Here is an 18,097-nt window from a genome sequence, read left to right as displayed (position 1 = left end):
TCGACCCAGGGCGGGGAAGGGCTGATCCGTGAGGCGCTGGTGCTGCGGCACCGGCTCCCCCAGGTCTGGGCCCGCGTCCAAGCGTTGGAGGTGCCCGCGTGGCGGGCGCGGCGGATCGCCCGGGCGGTCTACGCGCGCCCGGCCGATGTGTCGGACTACCTCGACGAGCACGTCGGCCCGGTGGCGGAGAAGGTCGGCACCACCACGATCGACCGGCTCATCGACGAGGCGATGCTGCGTCTGCACGCCGAGGAGCGAGAGCTGGCCCAGCTCGAGGCGTTGGACGCGACCGGGGTGACGTTGCACGAGGAGTCGATCAACCACACCGGTGTCGCGGACATGACCATCCGGGCCCCGTGGGCCGACCTGCACGACTTCGACACCACCGTGACCGAGGTCGCCCACTGCCTCGAACCCGCCCATGCCCAAGAGCCGTTCGAGGCCCGCCGCGCCAGGGCGGTCGGGGTGCTCGCCGACCCCGCCCACGCCGCCGCGCTGCTCGCCGCCGGCACCCAGACACCCGGCACCCAGACACCCGCCGAGGAGACGCTCGGCGCGGAGACGCCGGGGGCGGGGTCGGGGAGGGCCGCGAGGCGGTCACGGCGGGGTGTGCACCTGTTCGTCCATGTCACCGAGCAGTCCCTGCACGGTGCGCTCGGGGGTGAGGTCGCCCGGGTTGAGACCACCACCGGTGGCGCGGGCCGCCCGGTGTTGGCCCAACAGGTCGCCAGCTGGTGCGGCCGGGCCGAGACGGAGGTGAGGGTCACCAAGGTCATCGACCTCAACCAGCCCGTGAGCGTCGACCGGTACGAGGTCGGCGCCCGGATGGCCCTGCGGGTCGCCCTGCGCGAACCCACCTGCGTGTTCCCCTGGTGCTCCCGCCCAGCCCGACAGTGCGACAAGGACCACTGCACGCCCTACGCCGAGGGCGGCGAGACCTGCGACCACAACCTCGCCCCACTCTGCCGGCGACATCACCGGCTCAAGACCCACACCGCCTGGACCTACGAACGCCTGCCCCTCGACATCGGCTGGCGCTGGACCGACCCCCACGGCATGCGATACCTCCGCGACCACCACGGCACCAGGCCGCTCAGGCGTCGACGTCACTTGCAGACGGCCTGACAGCGACCCACAAGGAGCCTGCAAGGGCTGCCCTCGACGGTGGTGACAACACCACCACCCGAGGAAGGCCATGCTGTGACGATCCTGACGCTCGATCCCGCGTGGCTGCCGACCACGGCCTTCGTCGTTTTGAGCACCCTGCTGGTCGTCCTGGCGATCTGGGTGACGCCCAGGCCGATCGGGACGGACTGTCAGCAGCTCACAAGGCGTCTGCAAGAGGGCAGACCGACCGTGGTGCCCACACCCGGAGCGGAAGGAAACCCCAGATGACCACCACGACGAGCCCACTGCGGACGAACGGCTGGCGGATCGCCCTCGTGCTGTCCGGCGCCGCCATGCTGATCGGCGGCCCGCGTCACCCCCAGGGCGACGCCCACGACTCGCTGACCGGCGAGCTGCTGCGCCGGTGGCGTACGCCCACGTCCTGCTGAGCATCGTGCTCTACCCCGTCACCGGGGTCGCCGTCGCCATGCTCGCCCTCACCCAGCTCGTCGCCTGGCAGGGATGGCGCAAGGTGGCCGCCCTACCAGGCCTGGCCTTCGGGGTCCTGCACACCGTCTCGGTCCCGCTGACCCTGCTGCTGCCTGACACCGAGGTGAGCGCGGTCTTCGCGGCCGCCGCGATCAGCTCAGCGGCCTGGGCGCTGCTGACCGGATGGACCGGTGCTCCGCGTCCGGCCCGGGTCGCCACGACACCTGCACCCGCACGCGTCTGACCCGGCACGCGTCTGACCCCGCGCACATCCCCCTTCCACCTAGGATCCACGCCATGCGCGTGCGGGTGTTGGGGGACCTTGAGGTCGTGGTGACCGACGCAGGCCCGCCGATCGACCTCGGCGGTCCCAAGCCGCGCACGCTGCTGGCCCTGCTGATCGCGGCGAGCGGCCGCCCGGTGACCGTCGAGCAGCTGATCGACCAGATGTGGGGCGAGGACCCCCCGTCGAGGGTCGAGGCGTCGCTGCAGTCCCACGTCGCGCGACTGCGCCGCGCGCTCGAGCCCGACCGAGCGGTGCGCGGGCCCTCCGAGCGGTTGCGGACGCACGCCGGAGGCTACTCCCTCGACCTGGCGGCCGACGACGTCGACGCACGGCGGTTCGCGGCCCTGGTGCGCGAAGCGCGAGACGTGCTGACCTCCCGACCCGAGGCAGCCGATGCGCTGATCACCGAGGCCTTGGGCCTGTGGCGTGGTGCGGCGTACGCCGGCACGGCCGCCCCGTCCCTGGATGCCGAGGTGACCCGGCTGGACGAGCTCCGGCTCGGCGCGGTAGAGGACCTCTGGGAGGCACGCCTCGTGACCGGCGCCGTGTCCGAAGCGGTGGGCGAGCTCGAGCAGCTCGTCCGCGAGCACCCTCTCCGCGAGCGGCTCTGGGCTCTGCTGGCCCGGGCGCTCTACCGCGCACACCGGCAGGGTGACGCCCTGGCCGCCCTTCGCCGGGCGCGTGACCACCTCGCCGACGAGCTCGGCGTCGACCCCGGTCCCGAGCTGCGCCGGCTCGAGGACCTGGTGCTGCGTCAGGACCCCAGCCTCGACGAGGTCGAGCGGGCGCCGGAGCCGGCCGCCCCGGCGGCGACGCACCCGCCCTCGGTCGGCGAGGCGGCGGTCGCACCCGCTCCCGGCCTGTTCGGCCGCGAGGCCCCCCTCGATGTCGTCACGTCCGTCCTGCGCGATGCCGCCGGTGGTCGGGGCAGGCTGGTCGTCGTCAGCGGTGAGCCGGGCATCGGCAAGACCCGCTTCTCCGACGCTGTCGTCGACCAGGCCCGCTCGCTGGGTCTTCGGGTCGGGTCCGGTGGGTGGGAGCCCGAGGCGAGCCCGCCGCTCTGGGGCTGGCGCCACGCCCTGACCGAGCTGACCGGTGATGCCGGCCTGCTCGACGGAGGTGACGTCGTCGACGCCGCGTCCGCGAGCTTCCGGCAGGCCGACGTCGTGCGCGAGGCCGTGCGCGCGGGAGGGCCGGCCCTGCTGGTGCTGGACGACGTCCACTGGGCCGACGCCGAGAGCCTGCGGCTGCTCCGCCGGCTGGCGACCCAGCTCGACACCCTGCCGCTGGTGGTCGTGATGGCCACCCGGTCGGCCGAGGCCGAGATCGGTCCCGCCCTGGCCGAGGCGCTGGCGGCGATCGCCCGGCTCGACCCCGTCCGCGTCGAGCTCACCGGGCTCCCGCCCGAGGCCATCGCGGCCTGGGTCGCCGAGCACTCCGGCGTCGCGGTCACCGACGAGGTCGCCAGCGCGCTCGCTGAACGAACCGACGGCAACCCCTTCCACGTGACGGAGCTGGTGCGGCTGCTGGTCGGCGAGGGCGCACTCACCTCACGCGATGCGTCCGCCTGGACAGCCGTGCCGGGCGGGGTGCGTGACGTCGTACGCCAGCGCCTGAGCGACCTCGACGGAGACGCCGCACGCGTCCTGTCGACCGCCGCGGTGATGGGTCGCTCCTTCGACGTGGTCGTCGTGGGTCGGGCGGCGGACTCCGGCGTCGAGGAGGTCGACGAGGCGGTCGAGGCCGCCCTCATGCGCGGACTCGTCGACGTCGAGGAGCCGGGTCGCTACCGGTTCACGCACGCCCTGGTCCGCGACGCGATCTACGACGGGCTCGCGGCTCCGGCGCGGGCGCGGACGCACGCCGCGGTGGCGCTCGCCCTCGAGGACCGGTACGCCGGACGGCTGCTCGACCACGTCGGCGAGCTGGCGGAGCACTATCGGCTCGCGGGACCGGCGCACGTCCGCTCCGCCTGGGTGTTCGCCCGGCGAGCCGCCCAGGCGGCGGCGGCGCAGTCCGCGCACGACGAGGCGTTGCGTCTCTTCGGCGAGGCCGCCGACCTCCAGGAGCTCGACCTGGCCGTCACCGGCCCCGAGCGTGAGGCGACGCTGGTCGGTCGGTCCGTGGCCCTGGTCCAGCTGGGCCGGCCCATCGAGGCGTGGCCGGTGGTGGCCGCCGCTGCCGAGTCCGCGCTCGAGCGGGACGACGTCGAGGCGGCCGCTCGGATCCTGCAGACGATCACCGTCGACAGCGTGTGGGGCTGGCGCACGCAGGGCTCGTGGGACGACGAGGCGATCTCGTTGTGGTCGCGGGTCCTCGACCGCCTGCCCACCGAGGACCCCGCCCACCCGGTGGTACAGGGGGCGCTGGCCTTCGAGCTCCTCTACAAGCCCGGCATGCAGGGGCGGGCCACCGAGCTCGCCGACGCGGCCGTGGCGGCCGTGCGCCGCGGACACCGGGACGCCACCCGGCTGCGGGTGCTGTGGCTCGCGGTCCAGGCGATGCTGCGTCCCGATCTCGTGCACCACCGGCTGACCCTGCACGACGAGATGATCGAGCTGGCGTCCGAGCTGGGCGAGCCGGCGGTGCTGGCCGGCAGCCTGGCGACACGAGCCGCCGACCGGGCGGACCTGCTCCAGCTCGACGGCGCCCGCGCCGACCTCGACCGCGCCGAGCAGCTGGCCCGACAGCACCGGCTCCCGCAAAACCTGCTGATCATCGGCTGGTCGCGCTCGACGCTGCGGCAGATGGCGGGCGACCTGGCGGACGCCGACGCGGTCATCGGCGAGCTGGAGGCGCTGCAGGCGACGCTCGCGGTGGCAGGCGAGGGCATCGGACTGTGCCAGCGAGCCGTGCTGCGCTTCGTCGAGGGCCGCCTGCCCGAGCTGGAGCCCCACCTTCGCGCCGCGGCGTCGTTCTACCCGCTGTTCCGGGAGCTGCACGCCCTCGCCCTGGTGGAGGCGGGCCGACTGGACGAGGCACGGGAGGTGATCGGCCCCTGGGCGGCCCTGCCGGAGCCGCCCTGGGACTACCTGTGGACGACCTACGTGGCGGTGCGTGCCCGGATCTGGTCGGCTCTGGGTGACCAGGTGGCGGTCGCGGCGCTGCGCGAGGCGCTCACGCCGTACGCCGGCCAGTGCGCCGGCACCCTCCCGGTCGCCTTTCTCGGCAGCAACCACCAGGTGCTCGGCGACCTCGCGGCGGCCGCGGGCGACACCGGGGCCGCCCGTGAGCACCTGCTGCTGGCCCGCAAGGCCCACGAGGACGCCGGCCTCGAGCTCTGGGTGGCCAGGTCCGAAGCGTCCCTGGCCACCCTCGGCCTTCCTACTTGAACTTGAACTCGGCCGTCTTGGTCCGGCCGTCGGTGAGCGTCACCACGAGCGTCCGGCAGCTGCCCGTCCAGCTCTTCTGGGTCTTCCAGTTGAACTGGTAGCGCTGGCTGCCGGCGTCGTACGTCAGCTCCGACGCACCCGGCGAGACGGTCTGCTCCAGCTCGTCGGCCGTTCCCGTCGTTCCGCACGGGTGCGGGGACGAGGCCGGGAACCCGGCCCTGAAGATGTCCATCCCGCGGTTGCCCCCGAGGCTGAACTTCACCGGGACCGCCGAGCCGGCCTTCACGACGTTGACGACCGACGGGTTGTCCACCGGCGCGTAGAACCCGTCGAACGGGTACGCCGGCGGCGTCGTGCCGCCCTGGACCGTCACCGCCACCGTCGCGGTGGTGTCGCCGCCCTGCCCGTCCGAGGCCGTCACCGTGGCGGTGAAGGACCCCGTCGAGGCATAGGTGTGCGTGCCGGCGCAGTCGGTGAGCGGCTGCGGCGCCGAGCCGTCGCCCCAGGTCACCGAGCAGGTCACCGGGTCACCCGGGTCGGTCGCGACCGCCGTGAGCGAGACCGCCTGGCCGAGCGGGACGACCGTGCCCGGGGCGGGCGCGGTGATCCGCAGCGACGGCGCCACGTTGCGCACCGTCACCCCGACCGTCGCGGTGGCGGGGTCGTTGACCCCGTCGTCCGCGGTCAGCGTGAGCTCGGCCTCGCCGCTGGCCGTGCAGGAGAGCGTCGTCTCCAGCGAGCCGGGCGCCGCGACCGTGCAGCCGCCGCCGATGACCGACCACGTGGCGGGTGCCGACGAGGTGCCCTTGACCGTGACGCTGCCGCCCTCGTCGAGCACGAGCGGGAGTCCCGCGTCGACGGTCGGGCCCGCGTCGTCGTCGGTGACGACGGCCTTGGGCACCTCGAGCAGCAGGACCTCACGGCCAGTGCTGGTCTTCAGGGACTTCCCCTCGTTGAGGGACAGCCCGAAGACCTCGTCGGCGAGTGGCTCGGCGCGGGTGTCACCCACGACCGAGGCCACCGCCTGGCGCTCCGGCGTGACCGCGCTGAGCGTGACGCTGCCGTCGCCGGCCAGGACGTCGGTGCCGAGCTCGGCCGTGCCGGGCACGACCACCCACGGGACCTCGAGGGTCTCGCCAGCCGGCAGCCCCTCGACCCGCAGCGAGTACGCCGCCGGGGTGGTCCCGCTGTCGCCCTCGGTCACGGCCGGGGCCGTCACCTCGAGGCGCACCGGGTCGTCGTCGGTCAGCGTGACCGTCCCGTCGCCGCCCAACCGGGCGTTGACCGGCTCGCTGAGCGTGACCACGACGGACCTGCCCGGACCCGGCGTGGTGTTGCCGGGCACCTGGACGTGCACGTCGACCGATCGGTCCCCGGCAGGGATCAGCACGTGGCCCGAGCCGACCTGCACCCCAGCCTCGACAGCGGCCCACAGCACCTCGACGTCCTTGCCGCTGGCGGCGTCGAGCCGCACGGGCACCGTGACGTCCGTGAGCGAGGTGTCCCCCTCGGGAGCCGTCACGTCGCCCGCCGACACGACCGGAGCCGCGTCGTCGTCGATGACCGTCACCACGGCGGTGCCGCGGTCGATCCGGACGCCCCGCGAGATCGACACGACGGTCAGCGCCAGCTGCTCGTCGTTCTCGTCGAGCGCGTCGTCGGCCGCCGAGATCGGGAGCGTCACCGTCGTCGCACCGGCGGGGATCTCCACCTCGCGGACCGGCTGGTCCGCGAGCTGGTAGGCCACCGAGAGCGCCACCGGAGCCGCCTCGCTGAGGGTCAGCGTCGCCGACCCTCCGGTGGCCTCACCGATCGTCGCGTCCGCGACCTCGGCCGAGACCCACTGGACGGCCGGCTCGAAGTCCGGGTCGGACTTCGGGCGGACCAGCGCCAGGCCGTTCCACACCGAGCCCGTGACGTCCATTGGCACGACATCGCCCAGCGGCACCTGCTGGATCTCTGGACTGAGCACGCTCCCGGTGCCACCGGTGCCGGCGCTGCCGTTGGTGCTCACGCCCCAGACCAGCACGGACCCGTCGGCGCGGGTGGCGTGCAGGGTGCTGGTCGTGTCCAGCTCGATGTCGACGATCGGCGGTCCGGCCGGCAGGCTCGTCACCTTCTCCGGCAGCTTCTGCACCCCGGTCGCGGGCTCGTCGATGACGTCCAGCTCGTGGTTGGTGTTGCGACCCCAGAGCCACACACCGCCGTCCTCGTCGAGGGCCGCTCCCGTGCTCTTGCCCATCGCGATGTCGACCATGCCGGACCCGAGGCCGGTCACCGGCCGCAGGTCGTTCTGGTCGTCCTGGGTGAACGGCCGGCCGAGCGCGTCGTCGTAGCCGCCGCACGACCAGACGCTGCCGTCGCGCTTGAGCACGTAGGAACCGCCGTGGTCACCCGCGGCGACCTGCAGCACGTCGTCGCCGTACAGGGGGTTCACCGCAGCCGTGCGTCGAGTCGTGTCCGCGAACGCGTCGTCGCAGCTGACCACGCCCCAGTCCATGACACGCCCGTCCGCGAGCACCGCCAGCGAGCCGTTCTCGCCCGTCTCGACCTGGACCACGTCGTCGATCGGGACGCCCGATCCGTCCACCACGACACGCGGGTGGAGACCCATCGCCTCCGGGTCGTTCGTGCCGAGCTGCCCGAGGGCGTTCGCCCCCCACGCCGCGACGTTGCCCCCGCCCATCAGCGCCAGGGAGAAGGTCCCCTCACCGGCGACGGACCGCACGCCCGTCAGCTGGGTCCCGGAGCCGCCGCCGATGCCGAGCACGGGCACGGGCGACCACCGCTTGGTCTGGGTGTCGTCGCCGATGCGACCGTTGAAGTTCTCACCCCAACCCCACAACGCCCCGTCGTCGTCCACGGCGAAGCCGCCGCGGTAGACCGAGGTGATGGCGCGCACCTCGCCCAGGGACGGCACCGGGACGGGCGACCAGTAGGGCAGGTCGGCGTTCGGGCGGGGCGGGAGGCCGATGCCCGAGGGGTGACCCCACGCCTCCACGCGGCCGAGCGGACCGCCGAGCGGGGCGTCGGGGGTCGCGGCGCTGCAGTCGTCGTCGCGCCCGTTGCCCGGGCGTTCGTAGCCCTGCGGGTGCACGTCGGCTCGCGTGTCGTCGCAGTCCGCGTCCGGTCCTCGCGACCAACCGTCGCCGTCGGCGTCGGGGCCCACCACGGTGACCATCCAGGTGTGGACGGCACTGCGGTCCTTGCCCGTGGCACGGACTGTCAGCGCACCGGCGCCGAGCTCGTCGGCGGTCAGGGAGTACGTCGACCCGGTCGCGCCGGTGACCACCTCGCCGCGGTGGGTCCACTGGTAGGTGAGCGGGTCACCGTCGGGGTCGGTCGCGGACACGCTGAACGACGTGGACGCGCCCGACACCACGGTGACGGCGGGGTCCGGTGTCGCGGCGCTGACGACGGGGGGCCGGTCGCCGTCGGTGCGGGACACGTGCGCCAGGTCGACGCCCGCCTTGCCGTCGGCATCGGTCACCCGCACGGCGACGGTCCGGGTCGTCCCCACGGTGGTCTCGACGGTGAAGCCCGAGGCGTCGTCGTACTGACCGTCCCCGTCGAGGTCCCAGTCGGCCGACACCGTCCTGGCGCCGTCGCGGCCGGCGCTCGACGCGCTCGCGTCGAGCCGGACGAGGCCGGAGCCGTCGGTGCGGTAGGGGCCGCCGGCGGCGGCACTGGGGAACACGTCGGACCCGGACGACTCCAGAGCATCGACGAGCTCGTCCCAGCCAGCAGCGGTCTCCTGGAGGGCAGCGCGGGTCTCGGTGCGCGCGGCGACCAGGTCGTCGAGGGTGGCCCGGAGGTCAGCCTCGCTGGGCGCGTGCAGCACGCCCTGGGCGACGTACGCCGCCTCGACGTCGTTGATCTCGCCGACGTCCAGACCCTGGTTGGTGAGGTGACGCTGCTCCGTGGGGGTGAGGCCCTGCGTCTGGATGCGGCGCACCTGGGCCTCGCCCTCCTCGGCAGCGGCGACCAGCGCAGCCAGACGGGGCGTCATCGCCGCGCGGAGGTCCTCGGCGGCCGAGTCTTCGGCCAGGTGGGCGTCCAGCGTGTCCGCGACGTCCCGGACGGCCCGCGCCTGGACCAGGGCCCACGCCTCGTCGCCCGCCTCCTGGGCGCCCTGGTAGCGCTCGAGCGCGTGCAGGAGCTCCTCGGCCAGCACGCCTTCGCGGCCCAGCGGCTCGGCGAGCGCGCCCACGGCGTCGGCCACGGCGCGCCCGCTGGCCGGGATCTCCGGCGTGGCCGGGGCCGTGAGGCCGGGCAGCGTGTCGAAGTCGGGGTCGGCCGGGTCCTTCCAGATGGCGCCCCACTTCTTCGCGGTCTGCATCACCTCGCCGAGCACGATGCCCTCGATCCAGTCCTCGAAGGGTGCCCGCGAGTGGTCGACGTCCTGGATGACGGCGAGCACCTCGAGCAGGCAGGCCGGGTTGGGCGCCAGCAGGCAGGCGGCGATCGACTTGGCGTCGTCCAGCTTGAAGAGCATGGTCAGTGCGACGTGGGTCTTGATCCACGAGGCGTACTCCTCGCGGGCGGCGTCCTTGAGCCGGCGGATCGACGGGTCGACCGGCGGCACGTCGCCGTCGGGCACGTCGATGTGGATGACGTTGCTGAAGATGGTGTCCGCGGTGTCGACCATGCCGTCCTGGCAGGTGTCGAAGACGACGTCGAAGTCGCCGTCGCCGAGGGTGCCGCTGGGTGTGGTCACCGCGATGAGCTCTCCGAGGAAGGCGCCGCTGCCGGTGCCGACGATGGTGTTGGGTCCCTCGCCGCCGGCGTCCTTGAGCTCCTGGCCGTAGAGGATCGACCCGGTCGGCACGATGTAGACGTCCGTGGCGGGGTAGATCCAGTCCTCCTCGAAGGTGTTGCGCGCCGCGACGCGGCGGCAGTTGTTCTCGTAGCGGATCGAGCCGTCGATCATGATCATCGCGTTGGCGCCGGCGCTGATGGACTCGCGTCCGGCGCCGAACGTCATCGAGTCGGAGGCGGAGGCATCGGCGGCGCTCGGGACGAGGGCCACCAGCCCGGCCAGCAGGGTGCCGGCCGTCAGACCTCTCGTGGTCCGGGCTGTGGTCGTGGTGCGCATGTCGGGTTCCTTCTGCTGGTCGTGTCTGTCGTGGTCGGTCGGGTCGACCCTCGGGGCAGCCGCTTGTCGGCCACTTGAGGTCGGCTTGCGGACGTCTTGAGGCCGGCCCTGCGGGCGGTTCGTCAGGCGTCGCTCAGGGGGTAGGGGTGCCGTGGATGCGCTGCGCGTGCTTGCGGAAGGCCCGGCGGGCCAGCCGCGGGACGATCACGCGGACGGGCGGGGGAGCGGTGCTCAGCATCCGCTGGACGACCTGGGGGTCACCGTCGTGCTGGATCATCCCGAAGGTCAGGAACATCTCCTTGCGGGGGTTCTCGCGGCGCGCCCGCTCGCCGACCGCGTGCCACTCGTCGTACGTCAGGGTGCGGGCGGCGATGGGGAGCAGCCGCTCCTCCTCCGCGTCGAGGTGCTCGGTGAGGTGGGCGTGGACGAGGTCGAGGGTGTCGGCCAGGCGGCCTCTCGCCTCGACGTCGGCCGTCGACTGCCACTGGGTGCGCAGCCTCTCGACCTCCCCGAGCAGGGCGTCCAGGCGCTCGTGCTGGCTCTCCATCAGGTGGACGATGGGGGCGAGCTCCTCCGGGACCCGCTCCAGCAGGAGCGGCCAGACCAGCTCGTCCTCGCCGGTGTGGTGGTGGTGCAGGCAGCGGGCGACGTACTCCAGGTGCTCGCTCACCTCGGCGGCGCGGGCCGAGTCGCCGGCGGCGACGCCGCGGACGACCCCGCCGGCCAGCCGGAACTCGCGGCGGAAGAACGTGTGCACCGTCGGCATCTCGCTGGTGTCGATGGGGCCGGGCTGGGTGGGTTGGGAGGGCTGGGTGGGTTGGGTCCTACGGCGTGTGGTCATCGTGGTCTCCTCGGGTGGGTGGTGCTCCCAAGGTCGACGCAGCCGCCTGCAGGCTCCTTGCAGTCCGCTTGCAGGACGGGTCAGCAGCCCAGCCGGCTCGCGAAGGTCTCGATCACCTCGGCCATCCGGTCCGGCACCTCGAACATCGGGAAGTGGCTGCGGGCGTCGAGCCTGACCACCTCGAACCACGGGTGCGAGGACGCGAAGTCCCGCTGCGCGGCCAGCACGGCGTCGTCGCCCGGCTGGGCGTAGACGTGCAGCGTCGGGCAGGGCTGGAGCGCGGCGAGCGGGACGGGGCAGTCGCCGAACCGCGCGGCGATCTCGCGTCCCGCACGGCTCCAGTGGGGCTGCCCGTAGGTGCCCATCGACGCGACGTACTCGTGCAGCCCCGGTACGTCGAGGCCGCTGGTCCACATGCCGAAGAGCCCGGCGCGGACGTCGGACCACGCCGGCGACTGCAGGCCCGAGAGCGCGTCGGCGAAGCCCGGGGGAGTGCCGAGCACCATCCAGTCGAGGAGCACGACGCCGGGGACCCGGTCGGCCCCGAGCCGTTCGCGCAGGTCGATCGCCGCCCAGCCGGCGTGGGAGAGTGCGACCGGCACCACCCGGTCGAGCCCGAGGTGGTCGATCGTGGCGACGAGGGCGTCGAGCACCTCGGCGTACCCGAAGTCGCCGCCCCCGGTCACCGGGTCGGCCGAGTCGCCGTGGCCCGGCAGGTCGACCGAGACCGCGCGGCGTCCTGGGTTGCGGCTCAGGAGGGCGTCGAACACGTCGCGGTCGCCGCACCAGCCGGGCACGTGGAGAAGCGCGGGCAGGTCGGCGGCGACCCCGTTGTCGGAGTGGGCGAGGGGGGAGGTCGTGGACGGCGCGGCGGAGGTGGTGGTCACGGTGGAGCTCCTCTCTTTTACTGCCCTGTGCAGTATCTAGAGGAGGAGTAGATACTGCCTAAGGCAGTATGTCAAGATGCGTCATGCCCGCGTCCTCCCCGCCGCCCTCCCCGCCGCCCTCCCCGCCGCCCTCCACGACCGGACACGCGATCCTCGGCCTGCTGGGGCTGCGCTCCTGGACGACGTACGAGCTGGCCAAGCAGGTGCAGCGCAGCCTCAGGTGGTTCTGGCCCCGCGCGGAGCGCAAGCTTTACGACGAGCCCAAGCGGCTGGTCTCCGCAGGCCTCGCCCATGCGAGCCAGGAGAGCACCGGCAAGCGCCCGCGCACGGTCTACTCGACGACGGACGCGGGACGCGCAGCGCTGCGCGACTGGCTCGACGAGCCGCCCGCTCCCCGGACGACCGAGTTCGAGGCCATGGTGAAGGTGTTCTTCGCCGATGCGGGCACCCTCGACCAGCTGCGCACCACGTTGGAGCGGATCGCGACCGAGGCCGAGGAGCGCCTCGCCGAGGTGACCGAGCTCGCCGAGATCTGGCTCGCGGAGCCGGCGTTCCCCGAGCGCGCGCACCTCGGCGCGATCGGGCTCGCGCTGGTCAAGGGTCAGGAGGAGGCGGTGCTGCAGTGGGCGACCTGGGCGAGGGGGCAGGTCGACGAATGGGCCGCCACCGACGACCCGGGGCACTGGGACCCCGACGTCGTGTTCAGGCGGCTGGCGCGCGGCTGAGCGCGGCCTCCACCGCGTCGGCGCCGAGCACGTCGCCCGGCATCGCCCGCACCGCGTCGCCCAGCGCAGCCGCCGCCGACCGGTGCGCCCCGTCGGCGAGCAGCTCGGCCAGAACGGGTGCCAGGTCGTCGGGCGAGGCGCCCTTGCGCACCGATCGGCCCGCTCCGGCAGCCTGCACGCTCCGGGCCACCGTCACCTGGTCGGCGTTCGGGTCCATGGGCATCAGGACCACGGGGAGGTCGTGGGCCAGCGCCGCCATCGAGCTGCCGTGACCTCCGTGGCCGACGAACAGCGACGCCGACCCCATCAGCTCGGCGTGCGGGACGAAGCGCCGCACGTCGACCGTCGGCGGCGCCGCGAGCTCGGCGGGCTCGATGGCCGGTCCCGTCGTGACCACGACGCGGGCACCCAGGTCGTGCGTGGCGTCCACGATCCGTTGGAGCGCCTCGCGCATCCCGGGGTAGCCGAACGTGCTGAGGCTGACGAGCACGGCGGGCTCCTCCGCTCCGACCGGCTGCGAGCGCGGCGACCACGAGGCGACCGGACCCACCTGCACGAAGTTCCCGTCGGACGGGAGGGGGTCGAGCACCGGCAGGCTCGTGACGATGCGCGCGCGTGCCCGGCTCAGGGCCAGCGACGGTCGCAGCCGACGCAGGCGCACGACGAGGCCGAGCGGTCCGGCGAGCATCGCGCGGTACGCCGCGTCGTGCAGGTGCTCGAGGACGACGTACGGCGTGCCCGACGCGCGCGCCGCGTCGAGGGCGCCGAAGGTGAGGCAGTCGACGACGACCAGGTCCGCCGGGCGTCGTGCCAGGGCGGCCAGCAGGTCGTGGCCGGCGCCGCGGTCGCCCAGGGTGCGCAGCATGGTGAGCGGGCTGGTGTCGCCCAGGCGGTCGAAGGTCCGCGTGCGCGAGGTCGCCTCGACCTCGAAGCCTGCCTCGACGAGGGCGGCGCGCTGGCTCTCGTGCCCCAGGAATCGCACGGTGTGCCCGCGCCCCTGCAGCACTCGGGCGATGGCCAGTGCCGGCGGCACGTTGCCGCCGCCGTCCCAGGTGACGAAGAGGAGCTCGGACATCGGGGTTCTCCTAGTGGGTGTCGAGCAGGGCCCGGACGAGACGGTCGATGCGCTGCTCGGTGCGGGCGCGACTCAGGCCGCGGTCACGCCGCAGCAGCTTCCAGGTGTAGACATCGGTCGCGACCACGAGCAGGTCGGTGAGCTCGTCGGGGTCCTCCGCGTCGGCGAGGTGCGGCGCGAAGGTCGTCTCGACCCACGCGCGATGCAGCTTCTTGCCGCTGGCGGTCACCGACGCCATGAGTGCCTCGGTCCCTTCCTGCGCGAGCATGAGCAGGACGGCACTGCCCCGCAGCTCGTAGTGGGCGACGATGGCGCGCACTGCGGACCCGACGTCGCCGGCCGGGGCGCGCCGCTCGTCGACGATCCGGCTCTCGGCGTACCGCTGCGCCTCCTCGAAGAGCCCCGCCCGGCTGCCGAAGTGACGCAGCACCGTCTGCACGCTGACCTCGGCTCGCTGGGCCACCAGCTCGAGGGAGATGTCGGCGACGAGCCGTTCCCCGGCGAGGTCGGCGGTCGCGTCCAGGATCCGGCTGCGGGTCTGCTCGGCTGCCCTGGCGCGTCCGGTCATCGTGTAGGCACGCGTCGTTTTCATGTCAATTACAGTTCACATCAAAGTACTATTGATGTCAATGGACAGTGACACGAATGTCTGGACCGGGACCGCCTCTAGAGTCTTCCTGTGTCGCAATCCCCGGAGCCGCGCATCGGCCACGCCGAGCGCGACCGCACTGTCGAGAGGCTGCGTGACGCGGCCGGTCTCGGTCGGATCGACCTCGACGAGCTCGACGAGCGGGTCGAGGCCGCCCTCGCGGCGCGCACCCAGTCCGACCTCGACGTCCTGGTCGCCGACCTCGGCCCGGTCCGACCGGGGAGCTCCGGCATCGTCGTCCGCGGCCCAGCACCGACTCTCCCGGCCGCGAGCGGGTACGCCGCCGCCGACCCCATGCTGCTGTCGGCCGGCAGCGGCAGCACCCGCAAACGTGGCCGATGGGTGGTGCCAGGCTTCCTCCGGCTCAGCGCCAGCCTCGGCAGCATCAAGCTGGACTGTCGGGCAGCCACGACGGAGTTCCCGGTGGTCGACGTGGAGGTGGTCCCCTCGGCGGGCAGCGTGGTGATCATCGTGCCCGAGGGCTGGGCGGCCGACATCGACCGCGTCGGGCGCGGCATCGGCAGTGTCAAGAGCACCGTCGCCGAGCAGCCTTCCACCGGCTCGCCGCTGCTGGTCCTGCGTGGCAGCGTCGGTCTCGGCTCGGTCACCGTGCGCCACCAGAGGTGGTACGACCGCAAGCCCCGAGGCTGACCCGGCGGGCACGCGCCGATAGGGACGCCTGAGGGGCGCTGGGTAGAGTGGCGGGGCGCCCCCCGAGGGTGCGTCAGCGTGCCCGCACACTCCAGGAGTCTTCGCACAGTGCCTGCCATCATCGACAAGTTGCTCCGCATCGGCGAGGGCAAGATCCTCCGCCAGCTGGAGACCATCGCCAAGGCCGTCAATGCCATCGAGGACGACTTCGTCGCGATGAGCGACGACGAGCTGCGCGCGATGACCGACCAGCTCAAGAAGCGCTACGAGGACGGCAGTACCCTCGACGAGCTGATGCCCGAGGCGTTCGCGACGGTGCGCGAGGCGGCCAAGCGGGTCATCGGCCAGCGGCACTACGACGTGCAGATCATGGGCGGCGCGGCGCTGCACCTCGGCAACATCGCCGAGATGAAGACCGGTGAGGGCAAGACCCTGGTGGCCACGCTGCCGGCGTACCTCAACGCCCTGTCGGGCAAGGGCGTGCACGTCGTCACCGTCAACGACTACCTCGCGAAGTACCACGCCGAGTGGATGGGCCGCGTGCACCACTTCCTTGGTCTGACGACCGGCGTGATCCTGCCGCAGATGCGTCCCGACGCCCGCCGCGAGGCCTACGCCTGCGACATCACCTACGGCACCAACAACGAGCTCGGCTTCGACTACCTCCGCGACAACATGGCGGGCTCCATCGAGGAGTGCGTGCAGCGCGGGCACAACTTCGCCATCGTCGACGAGGTCGACTCGATCCTCATCGACGAGGCGCGGACCCCGCTGATCATCAGCGGCCCCACGCAGGACGAGGTCCGGTGGTACGGCGAGTTCGCCAAGATCGCCGCCAAGATGACGCGCGACGTCGACTACGAGGTCGACGAGAAGAAGCGCACCATCTCCGTGCTCGAGCCCGGCATCACCCGGGTCGAGGACCACCTCGGCATCGACAACCTCTACGACTCGGTCAACACCCCGCTCATCTCGTTCATGCACAACTCCATCAAGGCCAAGGAGCTGTTCCACAACGACAAGGAGTACGTCGTCATCGACGGCGAGGTGCTCATCGTCGACGAGCACACCGGTCGCATGCTCGCTGGCCGCCGCTACAACGACGGCCTGCACCAGGCGATCGAGGCCAAGGAGGGCGTCGAGGTCCGCGAGGAGTACCAGACGCTCGCGACCGTCACGCTCCAGAACTACTTCCGCATGTACGACAAGCTCTCCGGCATGACCGGCACGGCCATGACCGAGGCCAGCGAGTTCGACAAGATCTACAAGCTCGGCGTGGTCCCGATCCCGACCAACAAGCCGATGGTCCGCAAGGACCAGCCCGACCTCGTCTACCGCACCGAGGAGGCGAAGTACGAAGCCGTCGTGGAGGACATCGCCGAGCGCCACGCCGCCGGGCAGCCGATCCTGGTCGGCACCGTCTCGGTCGAGAAGTCCGAGCACCTGTCGGGCCTCCTCAAGCGCCGCGGCGTCCCGCACACGGTGCTCAACGCGAAGCAGCACGCCGACGAGGCGAAGGTCGTCGCGCTCGCCGGTCACCGGGGCGCGGTCACCGTCGCCACCAACATGGCCGGCCGAGGCACCGACATCATGCTCGGCGGCTCGGTCGACTTCCTCGCCGACGACGAGCTGCGCAAGCAGGGCCTCGACCCGGTCGAGAACGCCGAGGAGTACGACGCCGCCTGGCCCGCCATGGTCGAGAAGATCAAGGCGCAGGTGGCCGCGGAGCACGACGACGTCCGCGAGCTCGGCGGCCTCTACGTCGTCGGCACCGAGCGGCACGAGTCGCGCCGCATCGACAACCAGCTGCGTGGTCGTTCCGGCCGCCAGGGCGACCCGGGCGAGTCCCGTTTCTATTTGTCCCTCCAGGACGAGCTGATGCGGCTCTTCAAGTCCGAGTGGGTCGACCGGGTGCTGACGGTGATGAAGGTCCCCGACGACGTGCCGATCGAGAACAAGCGCGTCACCGGCGCGATCGCGAGCGCGCAGGGCCAGGTGGAGTCGCAGAACTTCGAGTCCCGCAAGAACGTCCTCAAGTACGACGACGTGATGAACCGCCAGCGCGAGGTGATCTACGCCGAGCGCCGCGAGGTGCTCGAGGGCGCCGACCTCGAGCAGCAGGTGCGCACCTTCATCGACGACGTCGTCGCAGGTTACGTCAACGGTGCGACGGCGGAGTTCGCCGAGTCGTGGGACCTCGACGCTCTCTGGGTGGCGCTCAAGCAGCTCTACCCGATCTCGCTGTCGCACGAGGCGTTGGAGAAGGAGGCCGGCGGACGCGAGAACCTCTCCCGCGAGGCGCTCGTGGAGGCGCTGCAGAAGGACGCGCAGTCGGCGTACGACGCCCGCGAGGCCGAGGTCGGTGAGGAGGTCATGCGCGAGCTCGAGCGGCGCGTGCTCCTGTCGGTGCTCGACCGCAAGTGGCGAGAGCACCTCTACGAGATGGACTACCTGCGCGAGGGCATCTACCTCCGGGCCTACTCCCAGCGCGACCCGCTCGTGGAGTACCAGCGTGAGGGCTTCGACATGTTCGCCACCATGATGGAGGGCATCAAGGAGGAGTCGGTCGGCTTCCTGTTCAACCTCGAGGTCGAGGTGGAGGACGACGAGGACGACGGCACCGACGAGGTGGACGAGTCGGTCGACCTCGAGCCGATGCGCCAGGAGGTGCCCTCCGTCTTCGAGAAGCCGGCTGGCGCGGCCGCCCCGGCGGCCGCGGGTCCGCAGATCCGGGCCAAGGGTCTCGAACGGCCGAAGCAGCCGCAGCAGCTGTCGTACTCCGCGCCCAGCGAGGACGGCGAGGCCGAGGTCCGTTCGGCGTCGGCCTCGGGTGCCGACACGGGTGCCGCGGTCGGTCGCAACGCGCTGTGCCCTTGTGGTTCGGGCAAGAAGTACAAGCGCTGCCACGGCGCCCCCGGCGGCCCGACCGGCCTCACCGCGCGCGTCAACTGACCACACGC

At 72.5% G+C, this 18,097-nt stretch carries 13 protein-coding genes; 8 read left to right on the top strand and 5 right to left on the bottom strand.

Annotation, left to right across the window (positions count from 1 at the left end):
* The 5 genes from ABD295_RS11745 to ABD295_RS11725 form a co-directional block, all read left to right on the top strand.
* The coding region (locus tag ABD295_RS11745; RefSeq protein WP_344303906.1) for an HNH endonuclease signature motif containing protein at positions 1-1,125 on the top strand (1,125 nt) is incomplete at its 5' end.
* Positions 1,126-1,200: 75 nt separating this feature from the next.
* Positions 1,201-1,395: a hypothetical protein gene (locus ABD295_RS11740; protein WP_344303905.1), complete on the top strand. Its 195-nt coding sequence runs from the start codon at positions 1,201-1,203 to the stop codon at positions 1,393-1,395.
* Positions 1,392-1,556 (top strand): hypothetical protein, encoded by a 165-nt coding sequence (locus ABD295_RS11735; RefSeq protein WP_344303904.1) that lies wholly within the window; start codon positions 1,392-1,394, stop codon positions 1,554-1,556. Before ABD295_RS11740 ends, ABD295_RS11735 begins: the two co-directional genes overlap by 4 nt.
* Positions 1,532-1,840, top strand: a complete 309-nt coding sequence (locus ABD295_RS11730) for a hypothetical protein (RefSeq protein WP_344303903.1) — start codon at positions 1,532-1,534, stop codon at positions 1,838-1,840. The genes ABD295_RS11735 and ABD295_RS11730 overlap by 25 nt, the downstream gene beginning before the upstream one ends.
* A 53-nt stretch (positions 1,841-1,893) precedes the next feature.
* Positions 1,894-5,214 carry an ATP-binding protein gene (locus ABD295_RS11725; protein WP_344303902.1) on the top strand — a complete coding sequence of 1,107 codons (3,321 nt, stop codon included), beginning with the start codon at positions 1,894-1,896 and terminating at the stop codon, positions 5,212-5,214.
* Here ABD295_RS11725 and ABD295_RS11720 read toward each other — a convergent pair.
* The 3 genes from ABD295_RS11720 to ABD295_RS11710 form a co-directional block, all read right to left on the bottom strand.
* The gene (locus tag ABD295_RS11720; protein ID WP_344303901.1) at positions 5,207-10,309 is read right to left on the bottom strand and encodes a PxKF domain-containing protein; all 5,103 of its coding nucleotides are present in this window, start codon (positions 10,307-10,309) and stop codon (positions 5,207-5,209) included. The two genes, ABD295_RS11725 and ABD295_RS11720, sit on opposite strands and share 8 nt — an antisense overlap.
* Positions 10,310-10,442: 133 nt before the next feature.
* On the bottom strand, positions 10,443-11,150 hold the full coding sequence (locus tag ABD295_RS11715; protein ID WP_344303900.1) for a hemerythrin domain-containing protein: 708 nt from the start codon (positions 11,148-11,150) through the stop codon (positions 10,443-10,445).
* 80 nt (positions 11,151-11,230) lie between these two features.
* Positions 11,231-12,037, bottom strand: coding sequence for an alpha/beta fold hydrolase (locus ABD295_RS11710; protein ID WP_344303899.1), 807 nt, complete (start codon positions 12,035-12,037; stop codon positions 11,231-11,233).
* An 83-nt stretch (positions 12,038-12,120) separates the two neighbouring features.
* Between ABD295_RS11710 and ABD295_RS11705 the strand changes: the two genes are divergently transcribed.
* Positions 12,121-12,762, top strand: a complete 642-nt coding sequence (locus ABD295_RS11705) for a PadR family transcriptional regulator (RefSeq protein ID WP_344303898.1) — start codon at positions 12,121-12,123, stop codon at positions 12,760-12,762.
* On the opposite strand, the gene ABD295_RS11700 is transcribed toward ABD295_RS11705, so the two are convergent.
* Together ABD295_RS11700 and ABD295_RS11695 are read right to left on the bottom strand one after the other, a co-directional pair.
* On the bottom strand, positions 12,740-13,837 hold the full coding sequence (locus ABD295_RS11700) for a nucleotide disphospho-sugar-binding domain-containing protein (protein ID WP_344303897.1): 1,098 nt from the start codon (positions 13,835-13,837) through the stop codon (positions 12,740-12,742). The genes ABD295_RS11705 and ABD295_RS11700 overlap by 23 nt on opposite strands.
* 10 nt (positions 13,838-13,847) lie before the next feature.
* Positions 13,848-14,429: a TetR/AcrR family transcriptional regulator gene (locus ABD295_RS11695; protein WP_344303896.1), complete on the bottom strand. Its 582-nt coding sequence runs from the start codon at positions 14,427-14,429 to the stop codon at positions 13,848-13,850.
* Between the two features lie 87 nt (positions 14,430-14,516).
* Here ABD295_RS11695 and ABD295_RS11690 point away from each other — a divergent pair, with 87 nt between their 5' ends.
* Together ABD295_RS11690 and secA are read left to right on the top strand one after the other, a co-directional pair.
* Positions 14,517-15,137, top strand: a complete 621-nt coding sequence (locus ABD295_RS11690) for a DUF1707 SHOCT-like domain-containing protein (protein WP_344303895.1) — start codon at positions 14,517-14,519, stop codon at positions 15,135-15,137.
* A gap of 108 nt (positions 15,138-15,245) precedes the next feature.
* Positions 15,246-18,089, top strand: coding sequence for a preprotein translocase subunit SecA (secA, locus tag ABD295_RS11685; RefSeq protein ID WP_344303894.1), 2,844 nt, complete (start codon positions 15,246-15,248; stop codon positions 18,087-18,089).
* Positions 18,090-18,097 lie beyond the last annotated feature (8 nt).

Origin of the sequence: Nocardioides bigeumensis (assembly GCF_039531755.1) — a bacterium.
GTDB lineage: Bacteria > Actinomycetota > Actinomycetes > Propionibacteriales > Nocardioidaceae > Nocardioides > Nocardioides bigeumensis.
This window is presented reverse-complemented; position numbering and strand designations above follow the sequence as displayed.